Origin of the sequence: Pseudomonas nitroreducens NBRC 12694 (assembly GCF_002091755.1) — a bacterium.
GTDB classification, from domain to species: domain Bacteria; phylum Pseudomonadota; class Gammaproteobacteria; order Pseudomonadales; family Pseudomonadaceae; genus Pseudomonas; species Pseudomonas nitroreducens.
The window spans coordinates 25,330-48,862 of the sequence record NZ_BDAI01000015.1; the positions used below are offsets into that span (position 1 = coordinate 25,330).

At 65.2% G+C, this 23,533-nt stretch carries 22 protein-coding genes; 10 read left to right on the forward strand and 12 right to left on the reverse strand.

Annotated features, from left to right (window positions below):
• Positions 1 to 79: 79 nt before the first annotated feature.
• The 4 genes from PNI01S_RS25090 to PNI01S_RS25105 all read right to left on the reverse strand — a co-directional run bounded on the left by PNI01S_RS25090 (position 80) and on the right by PNI01S_RS25105 (position 5,441).
• Positions 80 to 1,039, reverse strand: a complete 960-nt coding sequence (locus tag PNI01S_RS25090; RefSeq protein WP_065083698.1) for a PDR/VanB family oxidoreductase — start codon at positions 1,037 to 1,039, stop codon at positions 80 to 82.
• Positions 1,040 to 1,218: 179 nt separating this feature from the next.
• Positions 1,219 to 2,340, reverse strand: coding sequence for an aromatic ring-hydroxylating oxygenase subunit alpha (locus tag PNI01S_RS25095; RefSeq protein WP_024765384.1), 1,122 nt, complete (start codon positions 2,338 to 2,340; stop codon positions 1,219 to 1,221).
• 139 nt (positions 2,341 to 2,479) lie between these two features.
• Positions 2,480 to 4,111: a BCCT family transporter gene (locus tag PNI01S_RS25100; protein WP_269215969.1), complete on the reverse strand. Its 1,632-nt coding sequence runs from the start codon at positions 4,109 to 4,111 to the stop codon at positions 2,480 to 2,482.
• Positions 4,112 to 4,355: 244 nt separating this feature from the next.
• Positions 4,356 to 5,441 carry a tartrate dehydrogenase gene (locus tag PNI01S_RS25105; protein WP_065083697.1) on the reverse strand — a complete coding sequence of 362 codons (1,086 nt, stop codon included), beginning with the start codon at positions 5,439 to 5,441 and terminating at the stop codon, positions 4,356 to 4,358.
• Between the two features lie 102 nt (positions 5,442 to 5,543).
• Here PNI01S_RS25105 and PNI01S_RS25110 point away from each other — a divergent pair, with 102 nt between their 5' ends.
• Entirely contained in the window at positions 5,544 to 6,458 is a 915-nt protein-coding gene (locus PNI01S_RS25110) for a LysR substrate-binding domain-containing protein (protein ID WP_084359629.1), read from the forward strand.
• A gap of 103 nt (positions 6,459 to 6,561) precedes the next feature.
• Here the strand turns inward: PNI01S_RS25110 and PNI01S_RS25115 are convergent, their stop codons facing one another.
• A complete protein-coding gene (locus PNI01S_RS25115; RefSeq protein WP_084359630.1) occupies positions 6,562 to 7,557 on the reverse strand; it encodes an alpha/beta fold hydrolase in 996 nt (331 codons plus the stop codon).
• 193 nt (positions 7,558 to 7,750) lie between these two features.
• Here PNI01S_RS25115 and PNI01S_RS25120 point away from each other — a divergent pair, with 193 nt between their 5' ends.
• Positions 7,751 to 8,194, forward strand: a complete 444-nt coding sequence (locus PNI01S_RS25120; protein WP_084359631.1) for a CopD family copper resistance protein — start codon at positions 7,751 to 7,753, stop codon at positions 8,192 to 8,194.
• 126 nt (positions 8,195 to 8,320) lie between these two features.
• Positions 8,321 to 9,241 carry a transcriptional regulator MetR gene (metR, locus tag PNI01S_RS25125; RefSeq protein WP_024765378.1) on the forward strand — a complete coding sequence of 307 codons (921 nt, stop codon included), beginning with the start codon at positions 8,321 to 8,323 and terminating at the stop codon, positions 9,239 to 9,241.
• A gap of 252 nt (positions 9,242 to 9,493) precedes the next feature.
• On the opposite strand, the gene PNI01S_RS25130 is transcribed toward metR, so the two are convergent.
• The 3 genes from PNI01S_RS25130 to PNI01S_RS25140 form a co-directional block, all read right to left on the reverse strand.
• Positions 9,494 to 10,138: a glutathione S-transferase family protein gene (locus PNI01S_RS25130; RefSeq protein WP_024765377.1), complete on the reverse strand. Its 645-nt coding sequence runs from the start codon at positions 10,136 to 10,138 to the stop codon at positions 9,494 to 9,496.
• A gap of 57 nt (positions 10,139 to 10,195) precedes the next feature.
• The gene (locus PNI01S_RS25135; protein WP_024765376.1) at positions 10,196 to 11,518 is read right to left on the reverse strand and encodes an APC family permease; all 1,323 of its coding nucleotides are present in this window, start codon (positions 11,516 to 11,518) and stop codon (positions 10,196 to 10,198) included.
• Between the two features lie 164 nt (positions 11,519 to 11,682).
• Complete coding sequence (locus tag PNI01S_RS25140) at positions 11,683 to 12,504, reverse strand: carbon-nitrogen hydrolase family protein (RefSeq protein WP_084359632.1); 822 nt, start codon at positions 12,502 to 12,504, stop codon at positions 11,683 to 11,685.
• A 147-nt stretch (positions 12,505 to 12,651) separates the two neighbouring features.
• Here PNI01S_RS25140 and PNI01S_RS25145 point away from each other — a divergent pair, with 147 nt between their 5' ends.
• The 5 genes from PNI01S_RS25145 to PNI01S_RS25165 all read left to right on the forward strand — a co-directional run bounded on the left by PNI01S_RS25145 (position 12,652) and on the right by PNI01S_RS25165 (position 18,462).
• Positions 12,652 to 13,431: a helix-turn-helix transcriptional regulator gene (locus tag PNI01S_RS25145; protein ID WP_084359633.1), complete on the forward strand. Its 780-nt coding sequence runs from the start codon at positions 12,652 to 12,654 to the stop codon at positions 13,429 to 13,431.
• A gap of 103 nt (positions 13,432 to 13,534) precedes the next feature.
• Entirely contained in the window at positions 13,535 to 14,914 is a 1,380-nt protein-coding gene (locus PNI01S_RS25150; RefSeq protein ID WP_084359634.1) for an L-serine ammonia-lyase, read from the forward strand.
• A gap of 329 nt (positions 14,915 to 15,243) precedes the next feature.
• Positions 15,244 to 16,854 carry an FMN-binding glutamate synthase family protein gene (locus tag PNI01S_RS25155; protein ID WP_084359635.1) on the forward strand — a complete coding sequence of 537 codons (1,611 nt, stop codon included), beginning with the start codon at positions 15,244 to 15,246 and terminating at the stop codon, positions 16,852 to 16,854.
• A gap of 110 nt (positions 16,855 to 16,964) precedes the next feature.
• Positions 16,965 to 17,801: an AraC family transcriptional regulator gene (locus PNI01S_RS25160; RefSeq protein ID WP_024765372.1), complete on the forward strand. Its 837-nt coding sequence runs from the start codon at positions 16,965 to 16,967 to the stop codon at positions 17,799 to 17,801.
• 52 nt (positions 17,802 to 17,853) lie between these two features.
• A complete protein-coding gene (locus PNI01S_RS25165; protein WP_084359636.1) occupies positions 17,854 to 18,462 on the forward strand; it encodes a LysE family translocator in 609 nt (202 codons plus the stop codon).
• Positions 18,463 to 18,466: 4 nt separating this feature from the next.
• Here the strand turns inward: PNI01S_RS25165 and PNI01S_RS25170 are convergent, their stop codons facing one another.
• Positions 18,467 to 19,375: a LysR substrate-binding domain-containing protein gene (locus PNI01S_RS25170; protein WP_038803779.1), complete on the reverse strand. Its 909-nt coding sequence runs from the start codon at positions 19,373 to 19,375 to the stop codon at positions 18,467 to 18,469.
• A 118-nt stretch (positions 19,376 to 19,493) separates the two neighbouring features.
• On the opposite strand from PNI01S_RS25170, the gene PNI01S_RS25175 reads away from it, so the two are divergent.
• Together PNI01S_RS25175 and PNI01S_RS25180 are read left to right on the forward strand one after the other, a co-directional pair.
• Complete coding sequence (locus PNI01S_RS25175) at positions 19,494 to 21,251, forward strand: amidohydrolase (RefSeq protein ID WP_024765370.1); 1,758 nt, start codon at positions 19,494 to 19,496, stop codon at positions 21,249 to 21,251.
• A gap of 150 nt (positions 21,252 to 21,401) precedes the next feature.
• The gene (locus PNI01S_RS25180) at positions 21,402 to 22,145 is read left to right on the forward strand and encodes a TorF family putative porin (protein WP_084359637.1); all 744 of its coding nucleotides are present in this window, start codon (positions 21,402 to 21,404) and stop codon (positions 22,143 to 22,145) included.
• Here the strand turns inward: PNI01S_RS25180 and PNI01S_RS25185 are convergent.
• The 3 genes from PNI01S_RS25185 to PNI01S_RS25195 all read right to left on the reverse strand — a co-directional run bounded on the left by PNI01S_RS25185 (position 22,142) and on the right by PNI01S_RS25195 (position 23,480).
• Positions 22,142 to 22,534, reverse strand: coding sequence for a DoxX-like family protein (locus tag PNI01S_RS25185; RefSeq protein ID WP_084359638.1), 393 nt, complete (start codon positions 22,532 to 22,534; stop codon positions 22,142 to 22,144). The genes PNI01S_RS25180 and PNI01S_RS25185 overlap by 4 nt on opposite strands.
• Complete coding sequence (locus PNI01S_RS25190; protein ID WP_024765367.1) at positions 22,527 to 22,955, reverse strand: thiol-disulfide oxidoreductase DCC family protein; 429 nt, start codon at positions 22,953 to 22,955, stop codon at positions 22,527 to 22,529. The genes PNI01S_RS25185 and PNI01S_RS25190 overlap by 8 nt, the downstream gene beginning before the upstream one ends.
• Positions 22,956 to 23,024: 69 nt before the next feature.
• Positions 23,025 to 23,480: a DUF3237 domain-containing protein gene (locus tag PNI01S_RS25195; protein ID WP_024765366.1), complete on the reverse strand. Its 456-nt coding sequence runs from the start codon at positions 23,478 to 23,480 to the stop codon at positions 23,025 to 23,027.
• Positions 23,481 to 23,533: the final 53 nt, after the last annotated feature.

A 23,533-nucleotide genomic window follows, 5' to 3' on the forward strand; every position in this document is an offset into this window, starting at 1 on the left:
GGAACGAGCTTGCTCGCGAACACACCCCGCCGCGCAGTGGGTTCGCGAGCAAGCTCGCTCCTGGATCAAGGCCAGGAAGCTACAGGTCGATCACCAACCGCTCCCCGCGAGCGCGGGAGACGCAGAGCATCAGGGTCTGTTGCGACGCCTTTTCCTCGTCCGACAGGTACTGGTCGAAATGCTCCACCTCGCCTTCGAGGATGCGCGTCTCGCAGGTTCCGCAGACACCCTCGCGGCACAGGCAGTCCACCTGGGCGGCCTTGACGTTCTCGATGGCCTGGATGATGGTCATGCCCTCCTCCACCCGCAGTTCACGGCCGGAGCGGCCCAGTACCAGGGTGAAGGCGCCACCGCTGGCGGGAGCGGCCGCAAACTGTTCGAAGTGCACGCGCGCGTCAGCGATTCCAGCCTTCCTCGCGCCATCGATGACGGCATCGATCAGTGGCTTGGGCCCGCAGACATAGACATGGTCGTTCGCCGCCAGGGAGGCGAACAAAGCGGCCAGGTCGAGTCGGCGATCCTCGCTGTCCACATAGAAACGCACATTTCCGGCATGCGGACCGTCTGCCAGTTCGCCCTGGAAGGCGCCATGCTCCTGGCTGCGGAAGGCGTAATGCAACTCGTACGGGACAGCGCCGCCTTCCAGTTCATGCAACTGGGAAAGGAATGGCGTGATGCCGATACCACCCGCGATCAATACGTGACGCCCGGCCTTGGGATCGAGGGCGAAAAGGTTGTTCGGGGTGGAGATCGTCAACTGGGTGCCGACTTCGACCTGCTGGTGCATGAAGGCCGACCCACCCTTGGATTGCTCTTCCCGTCGAACGCCGATCTGGTAGTGACTGAGGTCGCGCGGATCGCTCATCAGCGAATAGGCGTTGCTCAGGCCGTCGGCCATCTTCACGATCACGTGGCTGCCGCCGCTGAAGGCCGGCATTGGCTGGCCGTCGGCTCGCGCCAGGGTGAAGCGCTTGATCTGCGGGGTTGCCTGCTCCACGGCAGTCACGCGCACGCTGAACATCTCGTAGGTATTGGCCATGGTTCACCTCAACTGACCGGGTGGCCGCGCCACCCGCCTCTCTTCCGGCTCCCCGAGCGGCGGAGGAAGAGAGCTGTTTTCTTGGGAATGCCGCCCCGCTGTCTGCGGGGCGGGTGCCCTGCGCCAACTTCGTCGATGCAAGGCCTCACGCAAGTGCCGCCCACAGGCGGCGCACCGGATCAGTCCAGGTGCGACACGGCGATCAGGTTGTGGAAGTGGGCGATGCCGTGCTCGCTGATACCCGTGCGCTGCTTATCCACCATGATCCGGCCCTGGCCGCGGTAGCCGCGGGACTTCAGGCCCTTCTGCACGCTTTCCACCAGACGCAGGTCTTCCGGCCGGAACACTTCGCGGTACCAGTCGATGAGCTTCTGCTGCTCCTCGGTGATGTCCTTGTTGAGGAAGTAGATGTCGTAGTGCTGCAGCGTGGTTTCGGCGTCGACCGGGAACTCGTAGATCACGGTCATGAAGTTGGCGCCCGGCGGCACGTTGAACATGGTGCACGGCCAGGCCCAGAAGCCGGAGAAGGACGGATCGCTCACCGACTCGTCGACCTTGAAGGACTGCTCCGAAGACTTGGCGACACCGTACTGCAGGGTCCAGTTGCCGTGCAGGGTGTGGACGTACTGGCCGACGTCCACCGAGTCGGCAAAGCTCGGGTGGGCCGGGCCGCAGTGGTAGCACTCCATGTAGTTGTCGACGATGGATTTCCAGTTCGCCGGGGTCTGGCTGACGAAGCGCGCGGCCAAGTGCAGATCGTCGATCACGGCGCAGGCAGCGCGCATCTTGGCTTGCAGGCCGGGCAGTTGGTCTTCCACGCTGCCGGCGTTCGGGTCCATATTGATGAAAATGAAGCCGGCGTATTCCTCGACGCGCAGTTGCACCAGGCTGTAGTCGCCCTTGTCGAAGGCCTCGACCTGGTCGCAGTTGCGAACGTGGGTCAGCTCGCCGTCGAGCTTGAAAGTCCAGGCGTGGTACGGGCACGCGATGACGTTCTTGGCAATGCCGCCAGTGCCTTCGAGCAATTGGTGACCACGGTGCGGGCAGACGTTGTAGAAGGCGCGCAGCACATCGTCGCGGCCGCGCACGACGATGATGCTCTCGCCGATCACCTCGCGGACGATATAGGCATTCTTCTCGGCCACTTCACTGCGATGGCCCAGGCAGATCCAGCTGTGGGCGAAGATCTTTTCCTTCTCATGCTCGAATACGGCATCGCTGGTGTAGAAGTTCGCCGGAATGGTGTAGGCGCGCTCGTGGTCGCTGCAAAAATCGGCGGGCAGGCGTTCGAAGTCGGTCATCGGATATCTCCAGGCTTTCATCGACTCGCGCAGGGCGCGGTCCATTTGTTTTTGGTTTACTGCAACCCGTTGGTTAACAGCGCAGGCAAAAAAAAGCCTGCGGGTGGCGTCGCCCGGGCTGGCGACGCCACGCAGGAAATCACTGGGCCAGGGCCACTTCCCGTACGGGTTCGGCGATAATCGGGGGCTCGACTACGGCCTCGCCTGCCAGCGCCATCGCTGCGGCCTCCTCCTCGATGCGGTAGGCCGGCATCGAGCCATAGTCCGCCAGCATCCACTTGAAGAAGCCATAGACCTTGACCAGCAGGATCAGGGTGAACGGAATCGCGGTGAGCACCACGGCGGTCTTCATCGTCGACAGCGAGGCCTTGGCGAACAGCATGGCCAGCGGCACCAGGGTCAGGGTGACGGCCCAGAACAGGCGGTGGGTCGGCGTCGGATCATCGCCTTCCTGCAGGTTGCGGGTGCTTGTGGCGGCCACGGCGTAAGCCGCGGCATCCATGTGCGAGGCGCAGAACACGGCCATGATGAACAGGTACACGGCGAGGAACAGCTTGCCCCACGGCAGCGCCAGCAGCAGCGCCTCTACGGCGCTTTCGCCCCCCTGCTCGGTGAGGATCTTCGGCACATCGACGGCACCGGTGATGAACTGGTGCATGCTGTAACTTTCCAGCGCACCGAAGAAGAACCAGCAACCGAAGCTGCCGCCCAGCAGCAGGGCGAATACCACTTCGCGCATCTGCCGGCCGCGCGATACGCGGGTCACGAACATGGCCACGCCAGGGGCGTAGGACACCCACCAGAGCCAGTAGAACACCGTCCAGTTGCGAGTGAAGGCGCCATCGCCGGCCGGGTCGGTGAACAGGCTCATGTGCACGTAGTTCTGGATCATCAGGCCGATGCCGTTGGCGGTGTTATTGATGGTGAACTGGGTCGGACCGACCAGCAGCACCACCGCGGCAAACACCAGCGCGCCGTAGCAGACGATCTTGCTCAGTTTCTGCAGGCCGCCATCGATGCCGATGTAGGAGCTCAGGGAGAACAGCACGGCGATCACACCGATCACCAGTACCTGTACGGTGAAGGTATCCGGCGTGCCCACCAGCCCGGACAGGCCACGGGTCAGGGTCGAGGCGGTCAGCGCCAGGGACACGGTGAGTGCGCCCATCATGGTCAGCAGGAAGATCAGGTCCACCAGGCGCCCCACCGGACCGGTGGCCTTGAAGCCGGTGACGGCCTCGACGATGGAAGCCAGGTTCAGGCCGCTCTTCTTGCGCACGTGGAAGTGGTAGGCCATAGCCAGGGATGCCAGGGCGTAGATCGACCAGGCGCTGATGCCCCAGTGGAAGAAGGAGTAGCCGACGCTGTACTCCAGCGCCTCACGGGATTGCGGAACGATGTTCAGGCCGGGGGTCTGGTAGTAGTAGGCCCACTCCATCACGCCCCAGTAGAGCGTGGAGGAACCCATGCCAGCGCAGATGAACATGAATACCCAGGTGGCCGTGGAATATTCCGGTTTGCCGCTACCGAAGCGGATGTGGCCGTACTTGCTGCAGGCGATGTAGAGCACGGCCAGGGAGCTGCCGAAGATCAGCAGCTGCACGGCGGTGCCGAAGGTGCGGGTAGCAACCTCGAACAGCTGATTCGCGGCTTGCTCGGCCTGGGCCGGAAACGCAGCGAGCCCGATCACGGTCAGGAGCACCGCGACCAGGCTCATGGATATCAGGAATACATCGACCTTCTGGGTCTTGCGGGGCATCAAGGGGGACATCAGGCGTCTCCTGGGACGTTTTTTGTTGTTGTTGCGCATCCGCCGCAGGCTGCGGATGAAGCATCGTCGGACCAGTTGACTCAAACGCGAATAAACCACTGGTTAACAACGATCTAATGGTTAACAGTCTGCGATGAATCGCCGCAGGGTGCAAGAGCTACCCATCGACTCATGCTGCCCTGCCACGACGCCCGTAACCGCTCAGCTACGGGCTTTTCATGGGCAATCCCCGCAGATGTAGGATTTATCTGCTAACGATCTCAGCAATTGCCGCACCCACCGTCTGGGTCGACAACTGCCCGCCCATGTCTCGTGTCACCGATCCATGGGCGATGACCTGTTCGATGGCCGCGAGAATATCGTCGTGGGCCGCGCGGTAGCGCGCATCGCCCTGGCCCACGAAGTCCAGCATCAGCGCCCCGGACCAGATCATGGCGATGGGGTTGGCGATGTTCTGGCCGAAGATGTCCGGCGCCGAACCGTGCACGGGCTCGAACAGCGAGGGGAATCTGCGCTCGGGGTTGAGGTTGGCCGAGGGTGCGATGCCGATGGTGCCGGCACAGGCCGGGCCGAGGTCGGAGAGGATGTCGCCGAACAGGTTGGAGGCCACTACCACGTCGAAGCGCTCGGGCTGCAGGACAAAACGGGCGCAGAGGATATCGATGTGCTGCTTGTCCCAGGCGATCTCCGGATAGCCGGCGGCCATCGCCGCGGTGCGCTCGTCCCAATAGGGCATGCTCACCGCCATGCCGTTGGACTTGGTGGCCGAGGTCAGGCGCTTGCGTTCGCGGGTCTGCGCCAGGTCGAAGGCGTATTTCAGGATGCGGTCGACGCCGCGACGGGTGAACACCGATTCCTGCAGCACGAACTCGTTCTCGGTGCCTTCGAACATGCGCCCGCCCAGGGACGAATACTCACCCTCGGTGTTCTCGCGGATCACCACGAAGTCGATGTCGCCGGGCTTCTTCCCGGCCAGCGGGCAAGGCACGCCGGGGAACAGGCGCACCGGACGGATGTTCACGTACTGGTCGAAGTCGCGGCGGAACTTCAGCAGCGAGCCCCACAGGGAGATATGGTCCGGTACCTTGTCCGGCCAGCCGACGGCGCCGAAGAACAGCGCGTCGAAATCCTTCAGCTGTTCGAACCAGTCGTCCGGCATCATCTTGCCGTGCTCCAGGTAGTAGTCGCAGCTGGCCCAGTCGAAGTGCTCGAACTCCAGCATCAGTCCGTGCTTGCGCGCAGCGGCCTGGACTACGCGCAGACCTTCGGGAAGGACTTCCTGGCCGATGCCGTCTCCGGGAATGGCGGCGATTCTGTATGTCTTGCTCATGGGGCACCCTCGCTGGTGTGAAGTTGGAAGCAGTGCCAGCCATGCTATAAGTGGCAAAAACAAACATAATCCTTGCCACCGTAGATTCTTGAAACACGAACTGTGAACAATCTGCCGAACCTGGAAGATCTCCGTGTCTTCGTCCACGTGGCACGCCGCTCCAGCTTTGCCGGCGCCGCCAGCGAGCTGGGCATGTCCGCCGCCTTCGTCAGCAAGCGTATCCGCCTGCTGGAGGAGGGCCTCGGCGTGCGCCTGCTGCACCGCACCACGCGGCGGGTCTCGGTGAGCGAAGATGGTGAGCGCATCTATCAATGGGCGCTGCGCATCCTCGATGCCGTGCAGCGCATGGGCGATGACGTCAGCGCCCTGCACCGCGAGCCCAGCGGCCAGCTGCGCATCGCCAGCAGCCTGGGGCTGGGCCGGCGCTTCGTCGCTCCCGCGCTTTCGGAACTCGCCGCGCGCCACCCGCAACTGGATATCCGCCTGGATGTGCAGGATCGCCTGGTGGACCTGATCGACGAAGGTTTCGACCTGGACGTGCGGGTCGGCAACGAGATCGATCCGAACCTCATCGGCCGCCCGCTGGCGCGCAACCGCAGGGTACTCTGTGCGGCACCGGATTATCTGGAGCGCCGCGGCACCCCGCGCACCCTTGCCGAACTGGCCGGGCACGATTGCCTGGTGATCAAGGAGCGCGACCATCCCTTCGGCGTCTGGCACCTGCAGGGGCCGGAAGGCGAGGAAAGCGTGAAGGTCACCGGGCCGCTGTCGTCCAACCACGGCGAGGTGGTGCACCAGTGGTGCATCGACGGGCGCGGCATCCTGCTGCGCTCCTGGTGGGACGTGCACGACAGCCTGGAGGATGGCCGACTGGTGCAGGTGCTGCCTGAATACCAGCAGCCGGCGGACATCTGGGCCGTTTATGCCGCCCCACTGGCCAGTTCGGCCAAGGTGCGGGTGGCGGTGGAGTTCCTGCGGCAGTATTTCGCCGAGCGCTACAGCTTGCCCGCCCCCTGAAACTCACAGCGAGCGTGGGAGCGGTTTCCGGCCGCGATGTGCAAACGGCCGGCTCAGCGTGGTCGGAAATCGATCGCGGACAAAGTCCGCTCCCACGAAAGCCTCAGAGCTGGGCGACGTGCCCGCCACCCTGGTGCTCGCGCAGGTAAGGCAGCACTGCGCCGAGCAAGGGTTCCTTGAAGTCTTCCTGGAAACGGTGCGCCATCCCCGGAATCAGCTTCAGCACCGAGCCGCGAATGTGCGCGGCCACATGCACGCCGTGCATCACCGGCAGCAGCGGATCGGCCGTACCGTGGACCACCAGGGTCGGCACGTTCAGCCGGTTGAGCAGTTCCACACGGCTGGGTTCGGCGAGGATCGCCAGCATCTGCCGTTGCACACCTTCGGGGTTGAAGGCGCGATCGTAGGAGCGCGTCGCCTGCTGCAGCAATTGCTGGCGGTCGTCGTGAACCTGCGGACTGCCGAGGGCGGCCAGCAGGTCGGCCTGCTGTTCGATGGCCTGTTCGCGGCTGGCGGCCTCGCGCCGGGCGAGCAGGCGCACCAGCGACTCGCTGGGCGCCGGCAGGCCTTCGGCGCCGGAGCTGGTCATCACCAGGGTGAGGCTGATCACGCGATCCGGCGCGAGGTCGGCGACATGCTGCGCGATCATCCCGCCCATGCTCGCGCCCAGCACATGGGCGCGTTCGACGTGCAGGGCGTCCAGCAGGTGCAGTGCATCGCCGGCCATGTCGGTCAGGCTGTAGGGCGCACTCACGGGCAAGCCGAGGCGATAGCGAATCACTTCGTAGGTCAGGTTGCCGCTGGGCGTGGGAACACGCCAGGAAGACAGGCCGACATCGCGGTTGTCGTAGCGGATAACCCGGAAGCCCTGCTGGCAGAGCGCCTCGACCACTTCATCCGGCCAATGGATCAGCTGCCCACCCAGGCCCATGACCAGCAGCAGCGTCGGATCCTGCGGACGCCCGATGCTCTGGTAGGCCAGGCGCACGTCACCCAGGTCGACCAGTTCGGTCGGCACCCGCGCATCGCAACGATCGGCGGCAATAGAAAGGGAGGGCAAGCCGCAGAAAAGTGCGACTGCCAGTAGAAAAGCACGCATGAATGAAAATCCGGAACGCAAAACCCCAGTTGATAGCGATTCTGATGAATTTCCGTCGCTCGCTCTGCCACAGGTCCGTGACAGTTTGATGAAAGGCGCTGAGCGGTCGCCGACGGCGCTTCCCATGATGCGGATCAAGGGAGGCCGCCCCCAACAGTCGCGAAGATAGAAGCCCCCGCTCGGAAGCTCTGCCATGGCCTACCCCATCCTGCTGGTGCTGCACCTGTTCGCCGCGATCCTGTTCGTCGGCACGGTGTTCTTCGAAGTGCTGATCCTGGAGAGCATCCACGCCCATGTGCCGGCGCGGGCGATGAAAATGGTCGAGGGCGCGCTCGGCCCCCGCCTGCGCCGGGTGATGCCCTGGGTCATCCTGACCCTGTTCGGCAGCGGCCTGGGCATGCTGCACCTGCGTTACGCGCCGCTGCTGGCCGAGCCGCTGGCATCGCCCTTCGCCACCCTGCTCAGCCTTAAGCTACTGCTGGCCCTCAGTGTCCTGGGCCACTTCATCTTCGCCATGTATTCATTCCGTGTCGGGCGCATGACCGGCCAGCGTTCCCGGCTCATCCACTACAGCGTGTTCGCCCTCGTGGTGCTGATCGTCCTGCTGGCCAAGGGCATGTTCTATCTGAGCTGGTGAATTCGGCCTGAAGGGGCAGGCCGGCGAACCCTGCTGGTGAAGCGCCAGCAGCCGGCTTATCATGAGGGCAGCTCAATTGATCCGCCTTTTCATCAAGATTTCCTCATACTGAGGCGAGGCCGCGCCATGCTTGAACTCCGTCACCTGAAAACCCTGCATGCCCTGCGCGAAGCCGACAGCCTGGTGGAGGCCGCCGAGCGCCTGCACCTCACGCAATCCGCCCTGTCCCACCAGTTCAAGGAACTGGAGGAACGCCTGGGCCTGTCGCTGTTCATCCGCAAGACCAAACCAGTGCGCTTCACCAGTGCCGGCCTGCGCCTGCTGCAACTGGCCGACGCCGTGCTGCCGCAGCTGCGCGGCGCCGAACGCGACCTGGCGCGCCTGGCGGGCGGAACCGCCGGCCGCCTGCACATGGCCATCGAGTGCCACAGCTGCTTCCAGTGGCTGATGCCGACCATCGACCAGTTCCGCGACGCCTGGCCGGAAGTGGAGCTGGACCTCGCCTCCGGCTTCTCCTTCGCCCCGCTGCCGGCATTGGCCCGTGGCGACCTGGACCTGGTGGTGACCTCCGACCCGGTGGACATCGCCGGCATCACCTACGTGCCGCTGTTCACCTACGAAGCGCTGCTGGCGGTGGACAACCACCACGCGCTGGCCGGCAAGTCCTTCATCGTTCCGGAAGACCTGGCCAACCTGACGCTGATCACCTACCCCATCGAGCGCGATCGCCTGGACATCTTCACCCGCTTCCTCGAACCGGCCGACGTCGAGCCAGCGCAGGTCCGCACCTCCGAGCTGACGGTGATGATGATGCAACTGGTGGCCTCCGGCCGTGGCGTCTGCAGCCTGCCCAACTGGGCGCTGCACGAGTACAGCTCGCGGGGCTACGTGACCGCCAAGCGCCTGGGGGAAAAAGGCCTGTATTGCACCCTGTTCGCCGCCATCCGCGCCGACATGCTGGACGCACCCTTCATGCGCGATTTCCTGCTGACCGCGAAGGACACTTCCTTCGCTACCCTCGAAGGCGTCAGCGCCGCCAAGGGCTGAGCACGGCCGAAACGCGCGCATAAAAAAGGCCCTCCTTGCGGAGGGCCTTGGGGACATGAATCAAGGAGCGGCTTGTAATAGCTTTAGTTGCCGACGCCACGCGATGGGGTGCGCGGCGTTGGGGTGATCATTGATCAATCGAGGAGGCGAGAAAATATTCCGACACGAGAAAAGGAATACTCCCACCTCACTTGAGACCAACTCCTCAAATCGCGCATCACCTTTCCAGCGCGCGCGATTTCCATCCAGCGCTCACGACGGCTTCGCTTCCGCCGCCCTGGCATGCTCCTCCGCCCACTGTACATCCCGCTCCCAAACCCGCTTGAAGGCCGGGCGCGAGGTCACCAGTTCCACGTAACGCTCGAACACCGGCAGCTTGGGCACGACGCCGAAGCCAATGGTCCAGCGCAGGGCCGCGCCCCACAGCACATCGGCAGCGGTCATGCGGTTGCCCAGCAGGTAAGGGCCGGTTTCCAGCTGTTCGGCGAGGGCGCGCATCACGCTGTCGTAGTCGCCGTAAGGGCTCATGGCCTGTGGTGCGGCATCGCGCTTGAGGGCACGGTCGACGATGGCCGGCTCGAAGCTGGAGCCATAGAACACCAGCCAGCGCAGGTAGGGGCCGCGCAGCGGATCGTCGAGGGCAGGAGCGAGGTTCGCGCGGGGGAATAGGTCGGCGAGGTAGATGAAGATGGCACCCTGCTCGGTGACCAGCGACTCGCCGATGCGGATCGCCGGCACCTTGCCCAGCGGATTGATCGCCAGGTACGCCGGTTTGCGCTGCTCGCCGGCCTTCATGTTGATCAGTTCGAGGTCGTACTCGGCGCCCAGCTCCTCCAGCAGCACCAGGGTGCCGCTGGAGCGTGTCTGGGGCGAATGGTAGAGAGTGAGGCGGGGCATGGCGGGATCTCCTCGGTCATCACGGCTCGGAGTCCCCAGCATAGCCCCGCGCGGGCCTCACGCCTCCTCGAAATGCATCTCCGGCGGTTGCTGGCGGAAGCCGCCGGTGATCACCGCGAGGTAGATCACGCCGAGCACCAGCCAGGTGGCGCCGAGCCAGATCGCCAGGTGATCGAGGCTGACCATCAGCCACAGGTCGGCGAGCAGGCCGATCAGCGGGAACAGCAGGAACAGCACCAGCTCGCGCAGGCCGCGGCGTTCGGCATTCAGGTAGTAATGGAAGATCACCGAGAGGTTCACCAGGCTGAAGGCCAGGAAGGCGCCGAAGTTGATGAACGAGGTGGACGTGGTGACGTCCATGTGCAGCGCCAGCAGGGCCACCACGCCGCACAGCACGATGCTGTTCACCGGGGTTTCGAAGCGCTTGCTGATGCGCCCGAAGAACGGCCGCGGCAGCACGCCGTCGCGGCCCATGGCGAACAGCAGGCGCGAGGCGCTGGCCTGGGCCGACAGGCCGGAGGTGAACTGGCCGACGATCAGGCCGATCAGGAAGAAGCTGACGAACAGGTCGCCACCGATGTTGCGGGCAATTTCATAGGCGGCGGAATCGGCGTTCTGGAACTCCACCGACGGGTGCGCCAGCTGTACGAAATAGCTGGCGGCGATGAAGATGCCGCCGCCGATCAGGGTGATCAGCAGGATGGCGCGTGGAATGGTCTTGCGCGGTTCGTGGGTTTCTTCGGTCAGGGTACTGACCGCGTCAAAGCCCAGGAACGAATAACAGGCGATGGCAGCGCCACCCATGATCAGCGGCAGCTGGGTGCCTTCCTTGAGGAAGGGTTCCAGGGTCCACAGCGGACGGCTGACGTCGCCCATCACGTAGTGGATGGCCAGGCCAACGAAAGCGATCAGCACGAGGAACTGCACCAGCATCAACACGCCGTTGATGTTCTTCGCCAGGCGCAGGCCGACCACGTTGATCGCGGTGGTTACGCCGATGAAGGCCAGTACCCACAAGGCTTGCGGCACGGCCGGGAAGGCGGAATGCAGATAGGCCGCGCCGATCAGCCAGATGGCCATGGGCAGGAACAGGTAGTCCAGCAGCACCGCCCAGCCGGCCAGGAAGCCCAGTTTCGGGCTGATCGACTTGCGCACGTAGGTGTATGCCGAGCCGGCAACCGGGAAGGCGGCGGCCATGCGCCCGTAGCTGAGCGCGGTAAAGAGCATGGCGACAGAAGCGACGAGGTAGGCCGAAGGCACTACGCCGCGGGTGACGTCGGCAAGGATGCCGAAGGTGCCAAGGACGATGATCGGGGTCATGTAGGCGATGCCGAACAGCACCACCGAACCCAGCGACAGGGTTCGTTTGAGTCGAGCCATTACTGCTTACTCCGCGTTGTGTTTGTTATGGCAGTACTTAAGTTGCCGACCTGCACTCACCCGCAGGCCTCGCGGGTGCTCGCGGCGCCCGTCGTTCTTGATGATTCGCTTGATCGGCGCAGCCCTGCGCCCCGGTACCCCGACAGCGGTGCCGGAAGAAAAACTCAGGCGGGAATGATCAGCTCGCGCAGACCGCCGTCGTGCTCGCGCAGCTCGCCGGGCAGCACGAAGCGCCGCTCGGCCAGGTAGCTGTAGTCGCGGCGCGACTGCGCCAGGCGTTCGAAGTCCAGCTCGACGATCTGCCGGCACTCTTCGCGGCCGGCCTCGACTATCAGCTGGCCGTACGGGTCGACCACGGCGCTGCCGCCGGCGAAAACCAGGCCGTCATCACCTTCGCCGACGCGGTTGACCATCACGGCGTAGGCCTGGTTTTCCATGGCGCGGCCCATGATCGCGGTGCGGTGGGTCGGGCCGTACGGGTCCATGTTGCCGTTGGTCACGATGATCAGCTCAGCGCCCAGTTGGCCCAGCGCGCGGGCGGATTCGGGGAATTCGATGTCGAAGCAGATCACGATGCCGACGCGGATGCCGTTCCACAGGCAGGTGGCGTAGCGGTCGCCGGGGGTGAAGATGCCGCGATCCGACGCCCACAGGTGCGTCTTGCGGTACTTCATGGCGATGCCTTCGGGGGTGATCAGCAACGTGGTGTTGTAGAAGCGGCCATCGTCAGCGGCTTCGGCGAAGCCCACGGCGATGGAGATGTTCTTCTCCTGCGCGGCGCGTTGCACGGCCTGCACGCTGGGGCCGTCCACCGGTTCGGCGATGGCGGCGATGTTCTGCGCGGTGGGGAAGCCGGTCAGCTGGGTCTCGGGGAACACCACCAGTCGGGTGTCGTCGGCGCAGGCGTGGATGGCCTCCAGGGTGCGGGCCAGGTTCCAGGCCACATCGCCATCACGACCGGCGAGTTGGACGAGTTCTACTTTCATGGGGCTTCCTCAGATTCTTGTCTTTGCGGTGACCGGACGCTGTCGGTCAAAATGCGCACCGCGCCGGTTCAAGGCATCCACCGAGTATGCCGGGCGTGCCATCACCGGGTAATTACGCCCGCGTGGTAACCCATCGGGGGTAGAGTCATGAGCCTTTCCCTTCAGGATATCGCCTGGCACCGCTCGGTCGGGCAGCTGATCGAAGCGCTGGACAAGCCGAACTTCTGGACCTCGCTGGTGCGCCTGCTGGGCCAGTATGTGCCCTTCGACAGCTGGGTCGTGCTGCTTTTCAGCAATGGCAGGCCCCAGGTGTTCGCCGAATGCCCAGGCGAGGACGGCGGCCCCGATCCGCTGTTCCAGGACTACCTCAAGGGCCTCTACCTGCTCGACCCCTTCTACATCGCCAGCCGCGAGGCGCCCGGAAGCGCGCTGCTGCGCCTGGACGACGTGGCGCCGGAGATGTTCGAGCAGACCGATTACTACCAGCGCTACTTCAGCCTCAACGTGGTGGCCGATGAAGTGCAGATCAACGTGCAACTCGACGGCGAGCGCACCCTCTGCTGTTCGGTGGGCAGCAAGGGCCGCTTCACTCCGGAACAGATCGCCCTGCTAGCCCTGGTACACCCCTGGGTCGCCGGCCTGATGCGCCAACGCATGGCCTTCGAACGCGAAGTCCAGGAAGCACCCCCGCCGCCACGCTGGCAGAACCGCCTGGAATCCACCGCCCAACAGATGGAAACACCGCTCACCGCGCGCGAGCTGGAAGTGGGCCGGTTGATGCTCAGCGGCTGCTCCAGCAAGGAGATCGCCCGCAAGCTGGCGATCTCCGCCGAGACGGTGAAGGTCCACCGCAAGCACATGTACGCCAAGCTGGGGATCAAGTCGCAGTCCGAGCTGTTCTCGCTGTTCCTGCAGGCGCAGGGCTAGAGCCCCGAAGTAGCAACCGCCTCTGCAGGAGTCTGCAGCCGTCGAGCGGTCGGTGAGCATTCAAGGCCACACGGGTCCATGCTGGAAGACAGGAGGAACCCCCATGACCCTCAGCGTCTTCGACATGTTCAAGCCCGGAGTCGGGCCGTCCAGCTCGCACACCGTGGGACCGATGCGCGCCACCCGCGAGTTCGTCGATCGCCTGCGCGCCGAAGGCCTGCTGGCCCCAACCAAGGCCATCGAGGTGCACCTCTACGGCTCCCTCAGCGCCACCGGCAAGGGCCACGCCACCGACCGCGCCTGCCTGATCGGCCTGCTCGGCATCGACCCGGCGGAAGCCGACCCCGCTGCCCTCGCCCCTCAGGTGGACGACATCCTGCTGCGTCATCGCTTGCGTCTTGGCGGCCTGCACGAAATCGACTTCGATCCAGCGCGGCAACTGGTCTTCCACGACGACAGCCTGCCCGCCCATCCCAATGGTCTGCACCTGCGCGCCCTGGACGAAAACGGCGAACTGCTGGCCGAACGCATCTGCTACTCGGTCGGCGGCGGCTTCGTGGTGGATGCGGCGGACTTCAATACCGACCGCGCACTGCCGGACAACCCGATGCCCTACCCCTTCCACAGCGCCGAGGAACTGCTGCGCCTGTGCCATGAGCACGGTTTCCGACGCATCAGCGACCTGATGTGGGCCAATGAACGCGCGCTACGCAGCGACGAGGAAATCCGCGCCGGCCTTGCGCATATCTGGGAGGAAATGCAGAGCTGTGTGAACCGTGGTCTGGAAACCGAAGGCACACTGCCCGGCGGCCTCAAGGTGCGCCGCCGCGCGCCCATGCTCTATCGCCGGCTGAACGAAGCGGACAGCGGCAATCTGATCGCCACCACCCTGGGTGCCCTGGACTGGGTGGACCTTTGGGCGCTGGCGGTGAACGAGGAGAATGCCGCCGGCGGTCGCGTCGTGACCGCCCCCACCAATGGCGCGGCCGGCATAGTCCCGGCGGTGCTGCACTACTACGCGCGCTACGACCCCGACGCCAACGCCGAAGGCATCGAGCGCTACCTGCTCACCGCCGCCGCCATCGGCATCCTGTGCAAACTCAACGCTTCGATTTCCGGCGCTGAAGTCGGTTGCCAGGGTGAAGTGGGTTCGGCCTGCGCCATGGCCGCTGGCGGTCTCGCGGAAGTCCTCGGCGGCAGCCTGGAGCAGGTGGAAAACGCCGCCGAGATCGGCCTGGAGCACAACCTCGGGCTGACCTGCGATCCGGTCGCCGGGCTGGTCCAGGTGCCCTGCATCGAGCGCAATGCCATGGCCTCGCTCAAAGCCATCAACGCCGCCCAACTCGCCCTGCGAGGCGACGGCCAGCACCTGGTCAGCCTCGACAAGGCCATCGACACCTTGCGCGATACCGGGCGCGACATGATGGACAAGTACAAGGAAACCTCGAAGGGCGGGCTGGCGGTGAATGTGATCGCCTGTTAGTTCGGCGGATGCGCCTCACGAGCGGGCTCGCTCCTGCCGGCCTGACGCCGGCGCGCGCAAGAGCGAGCTTGCTCGCGAACAGCCCAGGGGCAAACGCCATCGTTCTTGCACCGCCCGAAACAAGCTTTCTCAGCGCCGGAGAAAATCGTTAGCTAGCTTTCTTTTTTCCCCGCTTCGGGCTACCGTCGGTGCCCGCCAGAACTAGAAAGACCTCCGAAAGCCCGTGTCATTGACCTTTGCCCAGGCACGTTCGCGCGATGCCTGCCATGCTCTGTGGCGGCCCTTTCGGCCAACCTGACCGTGATCAAAGCCTGACGACTGGAGATTCCATGAACCTGTCGCTCCTAAGCCGCTATGCCTTTTTTGCCGCCTGCGTCCTGTTCACCGTGCTCAGCCTGCCCTTCCTCGGGCATGACTGGGTCTGGCCCTTCACCCTGACCACCCTCGCCCTGAGCGTGCTCGGAGTCTTCGACCTGCTGCAGGAACGCCACGCGGTGCGCCGCAACTACCCGATCCTGGGCAACATCCGCTACCTGGTGGAAGCCATCCGCCCGGAAATCCGCCAGTACCTGCTCGAAGGCGACCAGGAGGCCCTGCCTTTCTCCCGCGCCCAACGCGCCCTGGTGTACTCGCGGGCGAAGAACGAGACCGCCGACAAACCCTTCGGCACCCTGATCGACGTCTACCAATCCGGCTTCGAGTTCATCGCCCATTCCATCCGCCCGGCGCCGGTGGCCGACCCCTGCACCTTCCGCGTCACCGTCGGTGGCCCGGCGTGCAAGCAGCCCTACTCCATCTCGGTATTCAACATCTCGGCGATGAGCTTCGGTTCGCTCAGCGCCAACGCCATCCGCGCGCTGAACAAGGGCGCCAAGCTCGGCGGCTTCATCCATGACACCGGCGAGGGCAGCATCAGCCCCTACCACCGCGAATACGGCGGTGACCTGACCTGGGAACTGGGCAGCGGCTACTTCGGCTGCCGCAACGACGACGGCACCTTCAGCCCCGAGCGCTTCGCCAAGCAGGCGGTCGACCCGCAGGTGAAGATGATCGAGATCAAGCTCAGCCAGGGCGCCAAGCCTGGCCACGGCGGCATCCTGCCCAAGCACAAGGTCACCGAGGAAATCGCCGCCACCCGCGGCGTGCCCATGGGCAAGGATTGCATCTCGCCGTCCTCGCACAGCGCCTTCAGCACGCCCAAGGGGCTGCTCGATTTCATCGTCCAGCTGCGCGAACTCTCCGGCGGCAAGCCGGTAGGCTTCAAGCTGTGCATCGGCCACCCGTGGGAATTCATGGGCATCGCCAAGGCCATGCATGAGACCGGCATCCTCCCCGACTTCATCGTCGTCGACGGCAAGGAAGGCGGCACCGGCGCTGCGCCCCTGGAGTTCACCGACCACATGGGCCTGCCGATGCGCGAGGGCCTGCTGTTCGTACACAACACGCTGGTCGGCCTGGACCTGCGCGACAAGATCCGCATCGGCGCCAGCGGCAAGATCGTCAGCGCCTTCGACATCGCCAGCGTGCTGGCCATGGGCGCCGACTGGGCCAACTCGGCGCGCGGCTTCATGTTCGCCATTGGCTGCATCCAGAGCCAGAGCTGCCACACCAACAAGTGCCCCACCGGCGTCGCCACCCAGGACCCGTTGCGCCAGCGCGCCCTGGTGGTGCCGGACAAGGCCGAGCGCGTCTACAGCTTCCACCGCAACACGCTCAAGGGCCTGGCCGAGATGATCGCCGCCGCCGGCATCCGCCACCCCTCGGAGCTGGAAGCGCGGCATCTGGTACGCCGCGTCTCGGCCACCGAAATCCGCCTGTTCTCGCACCTGCATTACTTCCTGAAGCCGGGTGAACTGCTCTCCGGCAACATCGAGGGCGAGTTCTACGAGCGCATCTGGCGCATGGCGCGTAGCGACAGTTTCGACGCCATGCCTGGCTGATCCTGGCGGATAGTCGTGCAGCCGGCGGATCGACGGCTGCACGAATCTTCCAGACATTGCCTCATCGCGCGCTATGCTGGCCGACCGGGCAAGCGGTACGGAGGCGGCCCATGCACAAAGACAACTGGATCGACCTGCTGCAGGATGCCGACACCGGCATCCAGAGCCTGCGCGCGCACTTCAAGGGCCACGCCTACGACCCGCACTGGCACGACAGTTACCTGATCGGCTTCACCGAATCGGGCGTGCAGCAGTTCCGCAGCCGCAACCAGCGCTACGTCAGCACTACCGGCAAGGTGTTCTTCCTCGAGCCCGGCGATATCCATGACGGCGACGCGCCCACCGAGGGCGGCTTTACCTATCGCACCCTGTACCTCGACGCCCCCTGGCTTGAGCGCGAGATCGCCACGCTGTTCGAGGAGGCACCGGGCAATTGCCAATTGGCCGTGCCCGAGTTGCTGATCGACGACCCGCAGCTTGCCCGGCACATCGACAACGCCTTCCAGGCCGTGCATGGCCATGACCTGAAGATCGTCCGCCAGAGCGCCATCGACGATCTGCTCGATGGCATGACCCGTCACCTGCACTGGCGCCAGCGCGGCACCAGGCAGGCGCATCTGCCGCTGGTGGCACAGCGCGCGCGGGACTTCCTGCACGCCAACCTGACCACCGACATCGGCCTCGACGACCTGGCCCAGGCCAGCGGCTGCGACCGCTTCCGCCTGACCCGCGCGTTCAAGCAGGCCTTCGGCCTGCCGCCCCATGCCTACCTGATACAACTGCGTCTGGCACGAGCCCGACAGTTGCTCGGCCGCGGCCTGGCCCCGGCGGACATCGCCGCCGACCTCGGCTTCGCCGACCAGAGCCACCTCGGCCGCTGGTTCCGCCGCGCCTATGGTGTGACGCCCGCGTACTACCGCAAGCGCTGCTCAAAGCTTCCAGACTGAGCCCGCCCCGCTGGCGATGATGAACTCCCACCGATTCACTGGAGTTCCCGCCATGCACCTCGCCCAGTTCAGCCAGTGGTTGCCCTTCCTGCTCTTCGCTTTCGTCGCCTCCATCACGCCCGGTCCCACCAACCTACTGGTGTTCAGCAACAGCGCGCGCTTCGGCTGGAGTGCGGCGTTACCGATCATGCTTGGCGGCTGCGGCGCCGCAGCGGCGCTGGTGCTGGCGGTGGGCAGCGGGCTGGGCGAAGTACTGGCCAGCCTGCCACGGGTGCAACAGGCGATGAGCGAAGTCGGCGTGCTCTGGCTGAGCTGGCTGGCCTGGCAGATCTTCCGCAGCCCGCCGGCAGACCTGAAGCGCGATACCGACGCCGCGCGCCTGGGAGCGGTAGGCGCTGCCGCGCTGCAGCTGGTCAACCCCAAGACCTGGATGATGGCGCTGGCGGTGATCAGCGTATACGCCGGCTACGGCGCCGATCGATTGGACCGCGTGCAACTGCTGTCGCTGCTGTTCTTCCTCGTGTCGATTCCCTGCATGGCGGTCTGGGCCGGCCTGGGTATCGGCAGCCAGCGCCTGCTCTCGCCCCGGCAGATGCAGCGGCTCAACCAGTTGATGGCGATCCTGCTGCTGGTCTCGGCCTGGGCCGGGGTATTGCTGTAACAACCTAGAGAATGCCGTCGCGCCGCAGGTACTCGCGCAGGTGCTCGATGAATGCGTGGATCTTGCGCGTCGCCCGGCGGTTGCTCGGGTAGACCGCGAGAATCTGCGCGCCGAAGGTGTCGGGTTCGAAGAAGTAGTCATCCAGCACCGTCACCAGCCGCCCGCTGCGCAGATATTCCAGCACGCTCCAGCGCGGGCACGGCAACAGGCCGTGTCCGGCAAGGCAAGCGGTCAGCAAGGTGGCCTGGTTGTCGCTGCTCAACCGGCCATTGCGCGGCGTGGAAAAGCGCATGCCGTCCACGTCGAACCACCAGCGGTCGTCCAGCGCCGGGTGGCGGTAGACCAGGCAATCGTGGTCAATGATTTCGCTCGGATGGCTGGGTGCACCGCGCCGCTCAAGGTAAGCGGGGCTGGCGCACATCGCCAGGCGGCTTTCGGCCAGCGGCTGGGCTATCAGCCCTGGCAGGTCGCTGTTGCCCATGCGCAGGGCGAGGTCGTAGCGGCCGTCGAGCAGATCGACATAACTATCGCAGAGGTCCACCTGCAAGCGCACGTCCGGGTGCAGGTCGAGGAATTCGGCACAGGCCCGGTCGAGGAACACCGGGCCGACGATCAGCGGCCCTGTGATGCGCAGCACGCCCCGCAGGCTGTGCTGCAACTGGGCGATCTCCTCGGTGGTTTCGCGCATCCGCGCCAGCACCTCGCGAGCACCATCCAGGTAGAGCTGGCCAGCCTCGGTGAGTGACATGCTGCGCGTGGTGCGCTCGAACAGCCGCGCGCCGACATCGATTTCCAGCTGGCCGACCGCCTTGGTCACCGCCGATGGGGTCTTACCCAGTTGCTCGGCGGCACGGCTGAAACTGCCGGTCTCGGCACTGGCGACGAACATTGCCAAGCTGCTGAATCTGTCCATCGTCATTCGTGCCAATCCTTCACAAGTGTTATGCCCGTTAGCGACTTCCGCGGCACACGCCACGCCATTAGCCTGCGCTGCAAACCAACAATAATCCATCGAAAAGCAGAGGAAAGTCATGCACGGCATGCTCAAGGGAGCGCTGGCGCTCGCCATCGCACTCGGTACTTTTGAAGCACAGGCACAGAACGCGGACCTGATCCTGTACAACGCCAAGGTCTTCACCGCCGAACCTGGCCAGCCGCTGCAGCAAGCCATCGCAGTCGCCGGCGGCAAGGTACTGCAGGTGGGCTCCAACGAGGACATCCGCAAGCTCGCCGGCAGTGGCAGCAAGCAGGTCGACCTGGGCGGCAAAGTGTTGATGCCCGGATTCATCGACAGCCACTCGCACTCCATCTTCGGCGGCCTGGAGCTGATCTCCGCCAGCCTGCAGGATGAGCAGATGGACCTCGATGCCTTCGAGAAACGCCTCAAGCAGGACCGCGACAGCGGCAAGGCCAAGGTGCACGACACCGTGGTGATGAACGGCATGAACTCCACCTACTGGTCCCAGGCCGACGGCCTGGCCAAGCGCTTCAACCAGGGCGAGTGGAAGGACACCCCGGTGGTGCTGATCGGCAGCGACCACCACACCGCCTGGGCCAACGCCGCCATGCTCAAGCGCGCCGGGCTGGATGCCAAGCGCGTGCGCGGCCTGAGCCCGCTGGAGCAGCAGAACGTCGCCCACGACAAGGACTTCAACCCCAGCGGCTTCCTGGTCGACTCCGGTTTCGACCTGGTGGCCGCCGCCATGCCGGTGCCCGACGCCGCCACCATGGACCGCGCCGGCATGGCCGCGGTGAAGTACAACAACAGCCTGGGCATCACGGCCTGGATGGACCCGGCCGCCAACGGCACGCCCGGCGAGGCGCTGTTCGCCATCAAGCCCACCGAGAAGACCGTCGGCGTGCTGCCGGTCTATCGCGACCTGGCCCGCGACGGCCAGCTCACCGCCCACGTTGCCGCACTGCAGGTGGTGAACCCGAGAAGTACGCCGGCCGATCTGGACGTGATCGAGAAGGTCCGCCAGCAGTTCCAGGGCATCCCCAACCTGACGCTGCCGGGCATCAAGGTCTTCGCCGATGGCGTGATCGAGTTCCCGGCGCAGTCCGCCGCGCTGCTGGAGGACTACAAGAACAGCCACAAGCCGGGCGAACTGCTGATCGATCCGAAGCACTTCGGCGAACTGGTCAGCGCTGCCGACGCACGCGGCTGGCTGGTGCACATCCACGCCATCGGCGACCGCGCGGTGCGCGAATCGCTGAACGGATTCGCCCAGGCGCGCAAGGACCGGCAGAGCGGCGTGACCCACTCGATCACCCACCTGCAACTGGTCAACCCCAAGGACTTCCCGCGCTTCAAGGAGCTCGGCGTCATTGCCTCGATGCAGCTCGACTGGGCCGCCGCCGAGCCCTACACCGTGGAGCTGGTGAAGCCCTACATCGCCGATGAGACCTACCGCTACATGTATCCGGCCAAGTCCCTTCTGGACAATGGCGCCACCATCGCCGGCGCCAGCGACTGGCCGGTCTCCACGCCGGACCCGCTGAAAGCCATCTACCAGGCCGTGACCCGCAAGGGCGAGGAAGGCGTACTCAACGCCGCCGAGCGCGTGGACCGCCAGACCATGTTCTACGCCTACACCCGCAATGCCGCGCAGACGATCGGCCTGAGCGACAAGATCGGCACCCTGGCGGCCGGCAAGCAGGCCGACATGGTGGTGCTCGACCGTGACGTGTTCACCGTTCCGGACCAGCAACTGGACGAAGCCCGCGTGCTGCACACCCTGTTCGAAGGCCGCGAAGTCTACCGCGCCGACGATCAACCGGCTCTCTGAGCCGGGCTCCTGCGCCGGGGTCTGAACAGCCCCGGCGCCTTGCCCGCCAGCCCTGCCCTCCCTTCACGCTACCCGGCATAGCCGGGAAGGCGGGTGCTGCGCGGGATTTTTCATCTGCCCACAGACAATCACAACAAAGGGACTTCCCGCATGAATCGCCCCCATTGGCTGGCCGGCGCGCTGCTCGCCTGCGCGCCGCTCACCTCCGCCCTGGCCGTCGAGCTGGGCCACGACTTCAACCTGCAGATCGACACCGCGCTGGTCAGCGACTACCGCACCCGTGGCATCTCGCAGACCCAGGGCGACCCGGCCCTGCAGGTCGGCGCCACCCTGCAGCATGCCTCCGGCGCCTACCTGGGCGTATGGAGCTCCAACGTCGATTTCGGCGGTGGCCTGAAGACCCGTCAGGAAATCGACTACTACGGCGGCTGGTACTGGCAGGCCGACGAAGACATCGCCCTGGACCTGGGCTATATCAAATACGCCTACCCCAAGGAAAGCCAGTTCAACCAGAGCGATACCTACGCCATCCTCCACGCCTACGGCATCGAGGTCGGCGCCTACTACGGCAACGATTACCCGACCTACTTCGGCGAGGACCAGGCCAACCTCTACACCTACCTGGCCTACAACGCCGAGCTGCCGGAGGAGTTCAAGCTGCGCGTGCGCTACGGCCGCAACGACGCCAAGGACCCGCTCTATCTTTCCGGCGACGGCAGTACCCGCGACACCTACCACGAGTGGGAAGCCAAGTTGAGCCATGAATGGGTGGGCTTCGACTGGGCGGTGAGCTACATCGACACCGACCTGTCGCAGAACGAATGCCGGACCCAGTTCGGCTTCGGCGACGCCTGCACCGCAACGGTAGTGGCCAGCGTTTCCCGAAGCTTCTAACGCAGCGGTGGCGGACGGGGCGGCGTGGCGTCCCGTTCGCCCAGCAGGGCGATGGCGCACAAGGCCAGCGCGGCGACGTTGGTAGAGACCGGATTGAAGGCGCCCAGCAGCAGTTCCGGGGCGAACAGCGCCACATCCACCAGCAGGCCCAGCAGCGCAGCCGCCGCCAGCCATAGCGGCCAGCGGCTGCGGCGCAGCAGCAGGATGGCCAGGGCCAGGACGATCTCGGCGGCGCCCGCGACCTCGGCAATACGCTGGGTGGAGAGCAGCCAGCCGTGGGCCTCGATCATCCGCACTTCGTCCGGGCTGAGGAACAGCAGCTTGGGCACCAGGCCGTGGTAGAGGAACACCAGGCCCAGCGCCAGGCGCGCGATGGCCGCGCTAGTCATTGCCGAGGAATCGCCCGCGGTACTGCGGCGAGGGCACCAGGCACTGCTCTTCGCGGCCAAACAGGCGATAGCGGTTGAGGGCGATACGGTCGTAGCACCAGTCGCGCAGTGGCCGTGGAATCAGCCAGAGCACCCGCAACCAGTTCCACGGCGCCGGCAGTTGGCCGATCACCCGCAGGAAGGCGTCGCTGCGCTCGAAGCCTTCGCGTCCCTCGACGTAGAGCATGGTGTCGAAGTACTCGGTGGGCAGGCCGAACCAGTCGAGGATCGCCTGCCCCTCCGCGGACTGCACGCTGCACAGCTTTACCCGGCGCTCGCGGTCGTGCTGGAGGAGGAAGCGGCTCCAGCCGTTGCACAGGCGGCAGGTACCGTCGAACAGCACCACTTTATCGTCGGGCTGCATGTTGGGAGGCAGAGCCATGGGGTCGTCTCCAGATCCCTGATGCCTCAACTGTGCCCTCCGCGTGTGACAAGTCCTGCTCTTCATCGCTCATCCATTGGCGAGGGAGTACAAACGGTATTCGACCCAGCCCGGCCCCAGCCGGCCCTCACCCACCGCCAACTGGTGGTTGAGCCAGCGGTAGCGGTCGTCGCCGACCTCGAAACGCGGCTGGATCATGAAATAGGTGTCGCCGAACTCGGTACTGTCGCCCCGCGAGACTGCGTGGATGATCTTCGGGTTGGCCACCAGCAGTCCGTTGTGCTGCATCAGGATACGCGCGCCGTCGTCGGTGCGCAGCACCAGGCGCACTTCCAGGTGCCAGCCGCCGTCGCCATCCACCAGGATCCAGTCGCCGCCACCGGGCAGCACTTCGCCGCTCAGGCGCTGGCCCTTGAAAGTGCCGCCGCCGGCCGCAGAGATCAGCCGCTGGCCCTGGGGCACGCGGCCGATTTCCAGCGGCACGCTGGCCTTCACGTTCATCTCCATCAACGGCTCGAGCTTCATCGCAGCGCTCCTGCGCAAGGTCGTCGTAGACGCATCAGTAAAGCAGCCGCAAG

Excerpts from the sequence above, each read along its gene's own strand:
- PNI01S_RS25180 (WP_084359637.1), top strand. The coding sequence starts at position 21,402 with ATGAATCGCCCCCATTGGCTGGCCGGCGCGCTGCTCGCCTGCGCGCCG.
- PNI01S_RS25195 (WP_024765366.1), bottom strand. The coding sequence starts at position 23,480 with ATGAAGCTCGAGCCGTTGATGGAGATGAACGTGAAGGCCAGCGTGCCG.
- PNI01S_RS25090 (WP_065083698.1), bottom strand. The coding sequence starts at position 1,039 with ATGGCCAATACCTACGAGATGTTCAGCGTGCGCGTGACTGCCGTGGAG.
- PNI01S_RS25150 (WP_084359634.1), top strand. The coding sequence starts at position 13,535 with ATGACCCTCAGCGTCTTCGACATGTTCAAGCCCGGAGTCGGGCCGTCC.
- PNI01S_RS25135 (WP_024765376.1), bottom strand. The coding sequence starts at position 11,518 with ATGGCTCGACTCAAACGAACCCTGTCGCTGGGTTCGGTGGTGCTGTTC.
- PNI01S_RS25145 (WP_084359633.1), top strand. The coding sequence starts at position 12,652 with ATGAGCCTTTCCCTTCAGGATATCGCCTGGCACCGCTCGGTCGGGCAG.
- PNI01S_RS25115 (WP_084359630.1), bottom strand. The coding sequence starts at position 7,557 with ATGCGTGCTTTTCTACTGGCAGTCGCACTTTTCTGCGGCTTGCCCTCC.
- PNI01S_RS25190 (WP_024765367.1), bottom strand. The coding sequence starts at position 22,955 with ATGGCTCTGCCTCCCAACATGCAGCCCGACGATAAAGTGGTGCTGTTC.
- PNI01S_RS25175 (WP_024765370.1), top strand. The coding sequence starts at position 19,494 with ATGCACGGCATGCTCAAGGGAGCGCTGGCGCTCGCCATCGCACTCGGT.
- metR (WP_024765378.1), top strand. The coding sequence starts at position 8,321 with ATGCTTGAACTCCGTCACCTGAAAACCCTGCATGCCCTGCGCGAAGCC.
- PNI01S_RS25140 (WP_084359632.1), bottom strand. The coding sequence starts at position 12,504 with ATGAAAGTAGAACTCGTCCAACTCGCCGGTCGTGATGGCGATGTGGCC.
- PNI01S_RS25100 (WP_269215969.1), bottom strand. The coding sequence starts at position 4,111 with ATGTCCCCCTTGATGCCCCGCAAGACCCAGAAGGTCGATGTATTCCTG.
- PNI01S_RS25155 (WP_084359635.1), top strand. The coding sequence starts at position 15,244 with ATGAACCTGTCGCTCCTAAGCCGCTATGCCTTTTTTGCCGCCTGCGTC.
- PNI01S_RS25105 (WP_065083697.1), bottom strand. The coding sequence starts at position 5,441 with ATGAGCAAGACATACAGAATCGCCGCCATTCCCGGAGACGGCATCGGC.
- PNI01S_RS25120 (WP_084359631.1), top strand. The coding sequence starts at position 7,751 with ATGGCCTACCCCATCCTGCTGGTGCTGCACCTGTTCGCCGCGATCCTG.
- PNI01S_RS25165 (WP_084359636.1), top strand. The coding sequence starts at position 17,854 with ATGCACCTCGCCCAGTTCAGCCAGTGGTTGCCCTTCCTGCTCTTCGCT.
- PNI01S_RS25160 (WP_024765372.1), top strand. The coding sequence starts at position 16,965 with ATGCACAAAGACAACTGGATCGACCTGCTGCAGGATGCCGACACCGGC.
- PNI01S_RS25185 (WP_084359638.1), bottom strand. The coding sequence starts at position 22,534 with ATGACTAGCGCGGCCATCGCGCGCCTGGCGCTGGGCCTGGTGTTCCTC.
- PNI01S_RS25170 (WP_038803779.1), bottom strand. The coding sequence starts at position 19,375 with ATGGACAGATTCAGCAGCTTGGCAATGTTCGTCGCCAGTGCCGAGACC.
- PNI01S_RS25095 (WP_024765384.1), bottom strand. The coding sequence starts at position 2,340 with ATGACCGACTTCGAACGCCTGCCCGCCGATTTTTGCAGCGACCACGAG.
- PNI01S_RS25130 (WP_024765377.1), bottom strand. The coding sequence starts at position 10,138 with ATGCCCCGCCTCACTCTCTACCATTCGCCCCAGACACGCTCCAGCGGC.